Here is a 12034-nt window from a genome sequence, read left to right on the forward strand (position 1 = left end):
CAGTGGAATAAGTCCCCAACCACCCCCATTGAAGGAAAAATATTTTCAATACCGGCGTTGATAGACGTGTCAACGCAGTTCAAAGACATGCCGGAGATGGAAACCACCCAGTTCGAGACGGACCTCAGTCTGTTCAAGTACGACGGCTTAGAGCGGCTTCCGCCGGCGTACCGCGGGTTAGACGAGGCCGAGCGGACGAGACGAATCGAGGCGGCGCGCGACGAACTCGGCGACGACGTGGTCGTCCTCGGCCACAACTACCAGCGCCGGGAGATCGTCGAACACGCGGACTTCGTCGGCGACTCTTACCAACTCTCGAAGGAGGCGGCGAACACCGACGCCGACTACGTCGTCTTCGGCGGCGTGACGTTCATGGCCGAGTCCGCCGATATCATCACCGACGACGACCAGTCGGTGATTCTGCCGAGCATGGAGGCGTCCTGTCCGATGGCCGGGATGGCCGAGGCGCTACAGGTGGACGCCGTCTGGGCCGAAATCGCCGCCGCCGCGCCCGACGCGGATATCGTCCCGGTGACGTACATGAACAGTTACGCCGATCTGAAGGCGTTCTGCGCGGAGCAGGGCGGACTCGTCTGCACCTCCTCGAACGCCCCCGAGGCCTTCGAGTACGCGTTCGAACGCGGCGACACGGTGCTCTTCCTGCCGGACAAGCACCTCGGCGAGAACACCGCCCACCGACTCGGGATGGAGGACCGAACCGTCGTGTGGGACCCGTGGAACCCCGACGGCAGAGACGCCGCCGACGTGGTGGACAACGATATCATCCTCTGGGACGGCTACTGTCAGGTCCACGAGCGATTCCGCGAGTCCCACGTCGAGGCGATTCGGGAGGAACGACCGGACGTCGGCGTCGTCGTCCACCCGGAGTGCCGCCGCGAGGTGGTCGAGGCGGCCGACGTGGTCGGTTCGACGGCGACCATCCGTCAGACCGTCGCGGACGCCGACCCCGGGGAGGCGTGGGCCGTCGGCACCGAAGTCCACCTCGCGAAGCACCTCGACCGGTGGCACCCCGACGTGGAGGTGCTCCCGTTGTGCGGCGACGCCTGCATGGACTGCAACGCCATGCGGCAGATAGACCCCAACTACCTGACGTGGGTCCTCGAAGAACTCGCGGCGGGCCGCGAGCGCAACGTCATTGAAGTCGCGCCCGAGGAGAAGCGACTCGCGAAGGTCGCACTCGACAGGATGCTGGAGGTGGACTCGTGACCGACGAACCGGCGGCGGGGTCCGACGACCGCCGCGAGACGGACGTGCTGGTCGTCGGGTCCGGAATCGCCGGCCTCGCGGCGGCACTGGGAGCCGCGCGGGAAGGGGCCACCGTCACCGTCGCGACGAAAGCCACGCGACCGGCGGACGCCTCGTCGTGGTGGGCGCAGGGCGGTATCGCCGTCTCCCGCGACGATCCGGCGCAGTTCAAACGTGACGTCCTGACCGCGAGCGACGATACCGCCGACCCCGACGCCGTGGACGTCCTCGTCGAGAACGCCGATGACGCCGTCGAGGACGTGTTGCTCGACACCCTCGGGGTCGAGTTCGACGCGGACGGGGCGGGGTACGACTTCGGCCGCGAGGCCGCCCACGACGAACCGCGAATCCTCCACGTGGACGCCTCGACCGGCAAGCACGTCCACGTCCCCTTCCTCGACTACCTCGACGCCCGCGACGACGTGACGATTCTGGAGGACACCGCGGCGCTCGAACTCGTCACGCACGAGGGCAGCGTCCGCGGCGCGATGCTCGAACGCGACGGGGCGGTGACACCGGCCGTCGCGGGGGCGACGATTCTCGCGACGGGCGGCATCGGCGATCTGTACCCCCGTTCGACCAACCCCGCCGGTTCGACCGGCGACGGCGTCGCCATGGCGGCACTCGCCGGGGCGGACGTCGAGGACATGGAGTACGTCCAGTTCCACCCGACGGTCTACGCGCCGCCGGACGGCGACGGGACCGGCGACGGAGACGGGGACGCCGGAGCGACCGACGGTGCCGACCCGTTCCTCGTCAGCGAGGCCGTCCGCGGCGAGGGGGCCGTCCTCCGGAACGCCGCGGGCGAACGGTTCATGCCCGACTACCACGAGGACGCCGAACTGGCCCCGCGAGACGTGGTCGCGCGGGCGGTCCGAACCGAGCGGGAGGCGACCGGAGAGGTCGTCTTGGACGTCTCGCCGGTCGAGTTCGCCGAGGAGTTCCCCGACTTGGCCGCGACGTGCGAGGACCGCGGCGTCGAGTGGGCGTCCGGAATTCCGGTCGCGCCGGCGGAGCACTTCCTCTGCGGCGGCGTCGCCGTCGATTCGGTCGGTCGCTCGTCGCTCGACCGACTGTACGCGGTCGGCGAATGCGCCCGGACCGGCGTCCACGGCGCGAATCGCTTGGCTTCGACGTCCCTGCTCGAAGGACTCGTCTGGGGCCTCCGCGCCGGCGGCGACGCGGCCGGTCGCTCGCCGGAGGCGGTCGAAGTCCCGGAACTCCTCGACACCGATCCCGAACTTCCGGACGCCTTCGCGAGCGAGAAGTTCGTCCGCCTGCGCCGCGCGATGGGCGAGTACGCCGGACTGCGGCGTCGGCCGTCGGAACTCGAACGGGGGCGGGCGGCGCTCCGCCGACTGAAGGGGGAGGTGGACGCCTACGTCCGCACGCGGACGACCCGTTCGCTGTACGAACTGCGCTCCGCGACGGTCACCGCCCTGTTGGTGATGCGGGCCGCCAGCGAGAACGACCGGTGCGTCGGCACCCACAGCGTCGTCGAGGAGTCGGCGGAGCCGAGGGCGGAGTGACGGACCGATGATTCCGAACTCCACGGTCGAAGTGTGGCTCCGCGAGGACGTCGGACACCACGACGTGACCAACGACGTGCCCGGCGAGACGACGGGGCGACTCGTCGCCACCGAGTCGGGAGTCGCCGCCGGCCTCGACGCCGCGAGGGCCGTCTTCGAGTACTTCGACGCCTCCGTCACCGAGAGCGCGGCCGCCGGCGACGAACTCGACGCGGGGCAGACGGCGCTCGAAGTGGAGGGCCCCGCCGAGGACGTCCTCCGCGCCGAACGCGTCGCGGTGAACGTCGCCGGACACGCCTCCGGCGTCGCGACGAAGACACGCGAGGCGGTCGAAGCGGCGTGCGAGGTGGACGGCGGGTCGGGCGTCAGGGTCGCCGGCACGCGGAAGACGACGCCCGGACTCCGCGGCGTCGAGAAGCGCGCCATCGCCGCCGGCGGCGGCGACACGCACCGACTCGACCTCTCGCACATGGTGATGGTCAAGGACAACCACATCGCCGAGCGAGGGCTCGAACCGGCCGTCGAACGGTTCCGCGAGCGCGCCTCCTTCGCCACGAAAATCGAGGTAGAGGTGGACGACCCCGGGGACGCCCCGCGGGCCGCCCGTGCGGGCGCGGACATCGTCCTCTTGGACAACATGACCCCGGAAGCGACGGCGCGGGCGGTCGAGTTGGTGAACGACGCGGCCGCGGAACTGGGCCGGGAGGTTCGCACGGAGGCGTCGGGCGGCATCACCGTCGAGACGGTCCCCGACTACGCCGCGACGGGCGTGGACATCGTCTCCATGGGGTGTCTCACCCACTCGGCCCCGGCCTTGGACTACTCCTTCCGAACCGGCTGACTCGCACAGGACCGTTCGGGGGTCACTCCTCCCGGAGTCACTCTCGCCGGAGTTCGACGCCCAGCGACTCCATCGACTCGAAGAAGTCCGGGAACGACACGTCCACGTGCTCCGCGCCCTCGACGGTCGTCTCGCCCTCCGCGACGAGGCCCGCGACGGCGAGGGACATCACGATGCGGTGGTCGTGCCGTCCGTCCACCCGCGCGCCCGAGAGCTCCGTCTCGCCGCCGTGAACGGTGAGGCGGTCCCGCTCTTCGGTCACCGACGCGCCCATCTTTCCGAGCTCCTCGGCCATCGCGCTGACTCTGTCTGTTTCCTTGTACCGGACGTGTTCGCAGTTCTCGATGACGGTGTCGCCCTCCGCCGCCGCGCCGAGCGTCGCTATCGTCGGCAGGAGGTCGGGGGTGTCGCCCACGTCCACCGTCGTCCCGGTCAGGTCGCCCCGCGAGACCGTGATCTCGCCCGCCTCGCGGTCCCACGACACCGCCGCGCCCATCGAGTCGAGGATATCGACGATGGCGCTGTCGCCCTGTGCGCTGGGGCGCGCGCCCTCCACGACGACGGACTCGCCCCCCTCGGCGGCGACGGCCCCCGCCGCGAGCAGGTACGACATCGAGGAGAAGTCGCCCGGGACGGCGTACTCGCCGCCCTCGGGGGCGTACGACTGGCCGCCCTCGACGGCGAACCCCGCCTCGGTTCGCTCCACCTCGACGCCGAAGTCGTCCAGCACTTCGACGGTGATGTCCACGTACGGCGCGGACTTCAGTTCCGTCTCCAACTCCACCTCGGCTCCCTCGTCGGTGACCGCGCCGGCCATCAGCAGGGCGGTGATGTACTGCGAGGAGACGTCGCCGGGGATGGAGACGCGCCCGCCGGGCGTCGAACCGCCGACGACGAGGGGGGCCCGTCCGTTCCCGCGCGTGGACTCGCCGCGCCCGCCGAGGTCCTCGATGGCCGAGAGGAGGGGTCCCTGCGGGCGCGACCGAAGCGAGTCATCGCCCGTCAGGACGACCAACCCGTCCGCGAGTGCGCCGCAGGCGGTGACGAGGCGCATCGTCGTCCCCGAGTTCTCGCAGTTCACCACGTCGTCAGGGACGCCCGGGCGGCCCCCGAACCCGGAGACGACGAGGTGGGTATCGTCCTCCGCGCGTTCGACGGACCCGCCGAAGGCCTCCACCGCGCGCATCGTCGCCTTCGTGTCGGCGCTGACGAGGGGGTCGCGGACGGTGGCGTCGCCTCCGTACCCGGCGGCGAGGATAGCCCGGTGGGTGTAACTCTTCGAGGGCGGCGCCCGCGTCCGTCCGCGGACGCGGGAGTTCGAGATGGTGACGTTCATGCGCAGGGATGACGCGGGGTGAGGCATGAGGGTACCGGAAGGGGCTACGTTTCGACGTTTCGGAAGGTCCGGGCGACCGTCGGTCCGCCCGCCGAGAGTTCCGCGATGCGTGAGGATTTAACCGAAGCGGGCCAATCGCGGGCCATGGAACCGGACCTCTCGCGTCTCGACGAGTACCTCGCCGACCGCGGACTCGACGGCTACCTCGTGAACGCGGCCAGCACGGACTCGACGCAGCGGTACGTCTCGGGCTTCGACGCGCCCGACCCGTTCGTCACGCTCTACACCCCCGAGCGAACGTCGCTTCTGGTCTCCTCGCTGGAGTACGGCCGCGCGAAGAAGGAGTCCCGGGCCGACGGGGTCACCCGCCTCGTCGATTACGGCTACCGCGAACTCGCCGCCGAACACGGTTCGGCGGAGGCCACCGCCCGCGCCGTCGCCGCCTTCCTCGACGACGAGGGCGTCGACTCGGTCGCCGCGCCCGAACGCTTCCCCCTCGGCCCCGCGGACATCCTCCGCGAACGGGGCGTGACGGTCGAACCGGAGACGGAGGACGTGGTGACGGAGATTCGCGCGACGAAGACCGACGAGGAGGTGGCGCACGTCCGCGACGCGCAGGACGCGAACGAGGAGGCCATGCGCGCCGCGGAGAACCTCCTCGCCGACGCCGAGGTGCGGGACGGAACGCTCGTCTACGAGGGGGAACCGCTCACCGCCGAACGGGTGAAAGAGGAGATAGAGGTCACCCTCCTCCGGAACGGGTGCGCGCTGGACGAGACTATCGTCGCCTGCGGCGCGGACGCCGCGGACCCGCACAACCGCGGGAGCGGTCCCCTCAGAGCGGACGAACCCGTCATAATCGACATCTTTCCCCGGTCGAAAGAAACGAAGTACCACGCCGACATGACGCGGACGTTCCTGAAGGGCGACGCCTCCGAGACGGTCCGCGAGTGGTTCGAGTTGACCGACGCGGCGCGGAAGGCGGCCCTCGACGCCGTGGAACCGGGTGCGACCGGAGCGGACGTTCACGGGGCGGTCTGCGACGTGTACGAGGAGGCGGGCCACCCGACGCTCCGATCGGACCCGACGACGGAGACGGGGTTCATCCACTCGACGGGCCACGGCGTCGGACTCGACGTGCACGAACGCCCGCGCGTCTCCCTCGACGGCGGCGAACTGAAGCCGGGGCACGTGATAACGATAGAACCGGGACTGTACGACCCCGAGGTGGGCGGCGTCCGCATCGAGGACATCGTCGTCGTCACCGAAGACGGGTACGAGAACCTCACGTCGTATCCGGTCGAACTCGTCGTCTGAGAAGGAGGGCGGGCAGTTAGAGAGCGAGTCGTCCGTAGGGGGTGAGCGGTCAGTCGTCCGAGGGTTCTTCCGCCGTCTCGCCGCCGAGTTCCGACCACCGCGACTGCGCGTGCGCCCACTCCGCGAGGAGCGATTCGAGCGCTTCGGCGGTCTTCGGCGTCAGCACGCCCGCCGCCTGTCGGACCACTTCGCCGTCCTCGACGAGGAACGCGTAGATGGTCTGTTCGCCGAGGAGGCCGAGGCGGCGTCGGAAGGCGCTCTTGTCCACGGGGACGAGGACCGTCCGGTCGTGGAGTTTCCGCCGGGCGTTCGCCGGTGAGAGACCGCCCGTCGCCGTCGGCGGGAGCATCCCGCTTCGGCTCCCGGAGACGAACAGTTCGTAGTAGGTGAAGTGGTCGTACTCGTCTTCGAGGTCGTTCGCGAACCCCCGCCACGAGTCGACGAGCGTCTGTTGGCGTGCGTGAAAGCTGATGACGACGAGCGTCTGGTCCCCCTCGAAGTCGTCCGGTAGTTTCACTCGCTGACCGTCGGTGTCTCGCCCCGGGACCGAAGGGAATCTCATCGGTTCGTCTAATGTGTCTACTACAGTATAAAACTACCCACCTATCAGCGCGAGTTTATACGTCTGACGGCCGGAAGACGCTGTTAACGGCGGATACCGGCGGTTCATCGGAACGGGCCTCGAACGTACCGTCGTATGTCAAAACTGAAACGTGAGGTGCATTCCCCCCTTCGTGGGCCGCACCTAGCGTCGCACGCTTACTAACCCCAAGTCGTCCGATGGGCGTCTCCCCTTTAACGTTATGCGTCTAAATATCACACCTGATATCACCGTTACTGTCAGCTACGCGGGTCGCTCGAAATCGGGGTCGAACAGGCGGGCGGACATCGGGCCGGGGTCGGCGTCCTCGACGACGTTGTACCGCGAGAAGTCCTCGACGCCCTCCTCGCGGAGAATCGCCTCGTCGTAGAAGGCGTTGCCCGTGCAGTCGGCGGGGTCGCGCCGGAGAACCGCCTCGACGGCGTCGCAGACGATTTCGGGTCGCCGCCAGTCTTCCTCCGTGCCCATGCCGAAGTGCCGCGTCGCTTCGCTCTCGACGGCGGCGACGGGCCACAGGGAGTTGGCGGCGATTCCGTCGTCGTCGAGTTCGCCGGCCAACGACTGCATCGTCACGGTCATCCCGTACTTCGAGACGGCGTAGGCGGCCATCCCCGGCCGGCCGGGGTCGGTGACGGGGGGCGAGAACGCCAGCACGTGCGCGTGGTCGCTCTCTCTCAAGTGCGGGAGGGCCGCGTACGTCGTGACGTACGCGCCGCGGGCGTTCACGTCGTTCAGCAGGTCGAACCGCTTCGGCGGCGTCTCCTCGAACGGGGCCATGTGGATAGCGCCGGCGTTGTTCACCACGAAGTCGAGGCCGCCGAACTCCTCGACCGTCTCCGTTATCGCCGCCTCGACCGACTCTTCGTCGCGCACGTCTATCTGCCGCCAGATGGACTCGCCGCCCCGTTCGCGTATCTCCTCCGTCGTCTCGACGATGGTCCCCGGCAGGTCGTCCCGCGGTTCGACCGTCTTCCCGGTCGAGACGACGCGGACGCCGCGTTCGGCGAGGTGAAGCGCCAACGCCTTCCCGATTCCCCGACTCGTCCCGGTGATAAACGCTACACGCCCGTCGAGTTTATTCGATGGCATGCTCACACGTACCGGGGGGAGGTACTTCACCTTACCCCGCCCGTGGGTCGGTGAGTGCGGCGTTCGTCCGGTCGCGGACGGAGGCGTCGTCGCCCGGTACGCGGCGCGAGGCGGGGCGCGCACCGAACTCCTTTTGACGCGCCCGGTGCGTAGTCGGCGGCGATGGAGGTACTCGTCGTCGGCGCGGGCGCGATGGGCCGTTGGGCCGGAGAGACGTTGGCCGCCGAGTTCGACGTGGCGTACGCCGACAGGGACCCCGAGGCCGCCGCGAGGGCGGCCGCCGAGGCGGGCGGCCGAGCGGTTTCGCTGGACGCCGAGGAGTCGTTCGACGCCGTCTGTCTGGCCGTCCCCATCTCGGCCGTCCGGGAGGCGGTCAGGGCGCACGCGCCGAAGGCGGAACGCGCGGTTGCAGACGTGACGGGCGTGATGGACGCGCCCGTGGCGGCGATGCGGGCGGCCGCACCCGACCGGGAACGGGTCAGCCTGCACCCGTTGTTCGCGCCGGAGAACGCCCCCGGCAACGTCGCCGTCGTCGCCGACGCACCCGGTCCGGTTTCGGACGCGATTCTCGGCGCGATAGCCGACGCGGGCAACGAGGTGTTCGAGACGACGGCGACGGAACACGACGCCGCGATGGAGACGGTGCAGGCGGGCGCGCACGCGGCCATCCTCGCGTACGCACTCGCCGCCGAGGACGTGCGCGAGGAGTTCGCCACGCCGATATCCGCCGGCTTGGAGGAACTCGTCGAGGCGGTGACGACGGGGACGCCCCGCGTCTACCGTGAGATTCAGGAGTCGTTCCCCGGCGCGGACCGGGTGGCGGAGGCGGCCCGACGCGTCGCCGACGCCGACGGCGAGGCGTTCGAGGACCTGTACGAGGAGGCGGCCGGAGACGGCGCGTTCGGATCGGGGTCGGGGGGTGAGCGCCGGTGATAGACCGCGAGGCGGTTCGCTCGAACGCGAAGTACCTGCGGAACGTCCGGCCGATAGACCCCGAGGAGATATGCGAGTACATCGAGGGGACGCCCCACCCCGCCGTCGTCAGGCAGACCCTCCGGGAGGAGGCGTACGACCTCCGCTTGATCGAACGCGACGACGGGACGTTCGTACCGGCGAACGACGACCCCGCGCCCCTCGAATCGTGGAACCCCACCGAGTTCCCGGAGGCGTACGCCTTCGCGTTCGAGGATATCCTCGTCGAACGCCGCGGCGTCAACTGGCACCGCGGCGACTTCGACGAACGCAGTTCGTCGGGCAGTCGGACTTCGTCCGACAACTCCGGCGACGAACTCAGAGAGACGATCCGCCGCCTGAAGGAGGACTACTACCGGCAGAACCCCGTCGAGTACGACGAGACGGCCGCACTCGGCTACGGCCTCTACCACCTGCCGGACTACTACGCCGCCGTCGGCTACGTCCTCGACGATTTGGCGGAGACGGGCCGACTCCCGCGCGTCTGCCGCGTCCTCGACGTGGGCGCGGGCACCGGCGGCCCCGCGTTGGGCCTGCACGACTACCTGCCCGAGGACGCCCTCGTTGACTACCACGCCGTCGAACCGTCCGCCTCCGCGGACGTCCTCGAACGGATGCTGGAGGAGACGGGGCCGAACTTCCGAACGACGGTCCACCGCGAGACGGCGGAGGACTTCGACGCGCGCGGCGTCGTAGACGGCGGGGACGGCGACGACTCCGACGAGTTCGACGTCGTCCTCTTCGCGAACGTCCTGAGCGAACTGGACGACCCCGAATCGGTCGTCCGAAAGTACCTCGACGTCCTCGCGGACGACGGGTCCGTCGTCGCTCTCGCGCCCGCGGACCTCAACACCAGCGTCGGCCTGCGGGAGGTGGAACGCGCCGTCACGCCCCCCGACGGCGAAGTGACCGTCTACTCGCCGACGCTCCGCCTCTGGCCGGGCGAGGCCCCCTCGGACCGCGGGTGGTCGTTCGACAGACGCGACGACATCGCCGCCCCGGCGTTCCAGCGACGACTGGATGAGGCGGGCGACGACGACGGCACCTTCCTGAACGAGACGGTGCAGTTCTCCTACTCTATCCTCCGGACCGACGGCGTTCGCCGCCGCGAGGTGACCGCCTCCGCGGACCGGTTCGCCAAGATGGCAGAGATGGACCGGCACGTCACGGAGCGAATCGACCTGCTGGCGGTGAAACTGAGTCGGAACCTCGCCGAGGACGGGGCGAACCCCCTCTACAAGGTGAGCGACGGGAGCGAGTCCGTGGGTCACTACGCCGTCTTGACCCACCGCGACGCACTCAACGAGGAACTCGCGCGCGCCGACTACGGCGATATACTGGCCTTCGAGAACGTCCTCTGTCTGTGGAACGACGACGAGGAGGCGTACAACCTCGTCGTGGACGGCGAGGTTGTGGTCGACAGAGTCGCCTGAACGGCGCGAACGGCGTCCGGCGAACCGGGTCCGGAGCGCCGACCGTTGCGTCTCCTCGGATCGGTTTGGGCAGACAGCCACAAGCCGCGACGGAGTCCTCTTCGGATATGGAACTCGCGGAGTACTTCGACGGCGGGACCGTCAGCGTCTCCGAGAGCAGATACGCCGTGCTTAAAGCGACCCGAGACGACCCGGACGCGTTCGCGTCCGTCCGAGACGGCGACGAGACGACCGTCGTCGTCGAACAGGACGCCTACGACGAGGAAGACGCGATAGAAGCGGAGGAGGGGTGGCGGATACTCACGTTCGAGACGACGCTCCCCTTCGAACTCGTCGGCTTCTTGGCGGTGGTCGCCGGCGCACTCGCCGAGGAAAGCGTCTCCGTCTTCGCTCTGTCGGCGCATTCGACCGACCACGTCCTCGTTAAAGACGACGATATCGAACCGGCCGTCCGGAAACTCGAAGCACTCGGCTGCCGCGTGGAGCGGTGAGGGTTCGTGGTCCGAACCTCGCCGTCGCGGACGCCTCCGTGCCAAGCGGTACACCTTTGCACCCCCCGTCGGAGTGTGAACCATGAGCGAGTCGCTCTCTATCCTCCTCACCAACGACGACGGCATCGACAGTGTGGGCTTTCGCGCGTTGTACGACGCCTTCGAGGAGTTCGCGGACGTGACGGCCGTCGCGCCCGCCGAGGACCAAAGCGCGGTCGGACGGCAGATGTCGAAGGACGTGGACGTGTCGAGGCACGAACTCGGCTACGCCATCCACGGCACGCCCGCCGACTGTACGATCGTCGGGTTGGAAGCGCTCTGCCCGGACGTGGACTTGGTCGTCGCCGGGTGCAACAAGGGCGCGAACCTCGGCGCGTACGTCCTCGGTCGGTCCGGGACCGTAAGCGCCGCGGTGGAGGCAGCGTTCTTCGACGTGCCGTCCATCGCCGTCTCGCTGTACGTTCCGAACGGCGGCGACGCGTCGTGGCACGAGAAGGCGACCGACCCCGAGGACTACCGGAACGCGACGAACGCGGCGACGTACCTCGCGAAGCACGCACTCGGCGCGGGCGTCTTCGAACAGGCGGAGTATCTCAACGTGAACGCGCCGATGCCCGCCGGAGACGGCTCTCCCGCGCCGTTGGAGGTGACCACGCCCTCGACGCTGTACGACATGACCGCCCGGCGCGACGAGGAGAACGGCCAAGTGACGCTCCACGACGGGGTGTGGGACCGGATGCGCGAGAACGATCTGCCCGACCCGGAGGGGACCGACCGCCGCGCCGTCGTCGAGGGGCGCGTGTCGGTGTCGCCGCTGACCGCGCCGCACACGACGGAACACCACGAATCGCTCGACGCACTCGCGGAGACGTACCTCGACTCAGTCTGAGCGGTCGGAGTATCCGGACGGCGTACTACCGAGGCCGACGATGGCGGCGGGGACGACGGCGAGGAACACCCACGACGCCATCGTCGCCGTATCGCCGCCCGCGGCGTACGTCGATAGGACGCCCGCGCCGGCGACGAGGACGAAGACGGCGATACCGAGACGACGACTCATTACCCTCCCTGCGCGAAGCCCACGTAAAAACGTTCGTGCTGTCGGAACTATCCCTCGAAGAGTACAGTTCTCCGGAGAGACTGGTGAGGGCGGGGTTCC

12 protein-coding genes are annotated in these 12034 nt (G+C 69.1%); 8 read left to right on the forward strand and 4 right to left on the reverse strand.

What is annotated here, in order from left to right; genetic code table 11:
- Positions 1–87: 87 nt before the first annotated feature.
- Genes nadA through nadC form a run of 3 tightly spaced genes read left to right on the forward strand, consistent with a single transcriptional unit; the run spans position 88 to position 3636 of the window.
- Positions 88–1227, forward strand: coding sequence for a quinolinate synthase NadA (gene nadA / locus ACZ522_RS17920; RefSeq protein WP_379699855.1), 1140 nt, complete (start codon positions 88–90; stop codon positions 1225–1227).
- Positions 1224–2795 carry an L-aspartate oxidase gene (locus ACZ522_RS17925; protein WP_379696474.1) on the forward strand — a complete coding sequence of 524 codons (1572 nt, stop codon included), beginning with the start codon at positions 1224–1226 and terminating at the stop codon, positions 2793–2795. The genes nadA and ACZ522_RS17925 overlap by 4 nt, the downstream gene beginning before the upstream one ends.
- Before the next feature lie 7 nt (positions 2796–2802).
- Entirely contained in the window at positions 2803–3636 is an 834-nt protein-coding gene (gene nadC / locus ACZ522_RS17930) for a carboxylating nicotinate-nucleotide diphosphorylase (protein ID WP_379696471.1), read from the forward strand.
- Positions 3637–3673: 37 nt separating this feature from the next.
- Here nadC and aroA read toward each other — a convergent pair whose 3' ends face one another.
- On the reverse strand, positions 3674–4972 hold the full coding sequence (aroA, locus tag ACZ522_RS17935) for a 3-phosphoshikimate 1-carboxyvinyltransferase (protein ID WP_379696467.1): 1299 nt from the start codon (positions 4970–4972) through the stop codon (positions 3674–3676).
- Positions 4973–5116: 144 nt separating this feature from the next.
- On the opposite strand from aroA, the gene ACZ522_RS17940 reads away from it, so the two are divergent.
- Complete coding sequence (locus ACZ522_RS17940) at positions 5117–6289, forward strand: M24 family metallopeptidase (RefSeq protein WP_379696464.1); 1173 nt, start codon at positions 5117–5119, stop codon at positions 6287–6289.
- A gap of 49 nt (positions 6290–6338) precedes the next feature.
- Here the strand turns inward: ACZ522_RS17940 and ACZ522_RS17945 are convergent, their stop codons facing one another.
- The gene (locus ACZ522_RS17945) at positions 6339–6851 is read right to left on the reverse strand and encodes a hypothetical protein (RefSeq protein WP_379696461.1); all 513 of its coding nucleotides are present in this window, start codon (positions 6849–6851) and stop codon (positions 6339–6341) included.
- A gap of 282 nt (positions 6852–7133) precedes the next feature.
- Complete coding sequence (locus tag ACZ522_RS17950) at positions 7134–7979, reverse strand: SDR family oxidoreductase (RefSeq protein ID WP_379696458.1); 846 nt, start codon at positions 7977–7979, stop codon at positions 7134–7136.
- A 162-nt stretch (positions 7980–8141) separates the two neighbouring features.
- On the opposite strand from ACZ522_RS17950, the gene ACZ522_RS17955 reads away from it, so the two are divergent.
- The 4 genes from ACZ522_RS17955 to surE all read left to right on the forward strand — a co-directional run bounded on the left by ACZ522_RS17955 (position 8142) and on the right by surE (position 11764).
- Positions 8142–8912: a prephenate dehydrogenase/arogenate dehydrogenase family protein gene (locus tag ACZ522_RS17955; protein ID WP_379696456.1), complete on the forward strand. Its 771-nt coding sequence runs from the start codon at positions 8142–8144 to the stop codon at positions 8910–8912.
- Positions 8909–10384, forward strand: a complete 1476-nt coding sequence (locus tag ACZ522_RS17960) for a small ribosomal subunit Rsm22 family protein (RefSeq protein WP_379696453.1) — start codon at positions 8909–8911, stop codon at positions 10382–10384. The genes ACZ522_RS17955 and ACZ522_RS17960 overlap by 4 nt, the downstream gene beginning before the upstream one ends.
- A 107-nt stretch (positions 10385–10491) precedes the next feature.
- On the forward strand, positions 10492–10875 hold the full coding sequence (locus ACZ522_RS17965) for an ACT domain-containing protein (RefSeq protein ID WP_379696450.1): 384 nt from the start codon (positions 10492–10494) through the stop codon (positions 10873–10875).
- Positions 10876–10957: 82 nt separating this feature from the next.
- Positions 10958–11764 (forward strand): 5'/3'-nucleotidase SurE, encoded by an 807-nt coding sequence (gene surE / locus ACZ522_RS17970; RefSeq protein WP_379696447.1) that lies wholly within the window; start codon positions 10958–10960, stop codon positions 11762–11764.
- Here surE and ACZ522_RS17975 read toward each other — a convergent pair.
- Positions 11756–11935 carry a hypothetical protein gene (locus tag ACZ522_RS17975; RefSeq protein ID WP_379696444.1) on the reverse strand — a complete coding sequence of 60 codons (180 nt, stop codon included), beginning with the start codon at positions 11933–11935 and terminating at the stop codon, positions 11756–11758. The genes surE and ACZ522_RS17975 overlap by 9 nt on opposite strands.
- Positions 11936–12034 lie beyond the last annotated feature (99 nt).

The organism is Halopelagius fulvigenes (assembly GCF_055398025.1).

What these genes read in the sequence shown, in the direction of transcription:
- nadA (WP_379699855.1), top strand. Translation starts at nt 88, where the DNA reads ATGCCGGAGATGGAAACCACCCAGTTCGAGACGGACCTCAGTCTGTTC.
- nadC (WP_379696471.1), top strand. Translation starts at nt 2,803, where the DNA reads ATGATTCCGAACTCCACGGTCGAAGTGTGGCTCCGCGAGGACGTCGGA.
- aroA (WP_379696467.1), bottom strand. Translation starts at nt 4,972, where the DNA reads ATGAACGTCACCATCTCGAACTCCCGCGTCCGCGGACGGACGCGGGCG.
- ACZ522_RS17940 (WP_379696464.1), top strand. Translation starts at nt 5,117, where the DNA reads ATGGAACCGGACCTCTCGCGTCTCGACGAGTACCTCGCCGACCGCGGA.
- ACZ522_RS17945 (WP_379696461.1), bottom strand. Translation starts at nt 6,851, where the DNA reads ATGAGATTCCCTTCGGTCCCGGGGCGAGACACCGACGGTCAGCGAGTG.
- ACZ522_RS17950 (WP_379696458.1), bottom strand. Translation starts at nt 7,979, where the DNA reads ATGCCATCGAATAAACTCGACGGGCGTGTAGCGTTTATCACCGGGACG.
- ACZ522_RS17955 (WP_379696456.1), top strand. Translation starts at nt 8,142, where the DNA reads ATGGAGGTACTCGTCGTCGGCGCGGGCGCGATGGGCCGTTGGGCCGGA.
- ACZ522_RS17965 (WP_379696450.1), top strand. Translation starts at nt 10,492, where the DNA reads ATGGAACTCGCGGAGTACTTCGACGGCGGGACCGTCAGCGTCTCCGAG.
- surE (WP_379696447.1), top strand. Translation starts at nt 10,958, where the DNA reads ATGAGCGAGTCGCTCTCTATCCTCCTCACCAACGACGACGGCATCGAC.
- ACZ522_RS17975 (WP_379696444.1), bottom strand. Translation starts at nt 11,935, where the DNA reads ATGAGTCGTCGTCTCGGTATCGCCGTCTTCGTCCTCGTCGCCGGCGCG.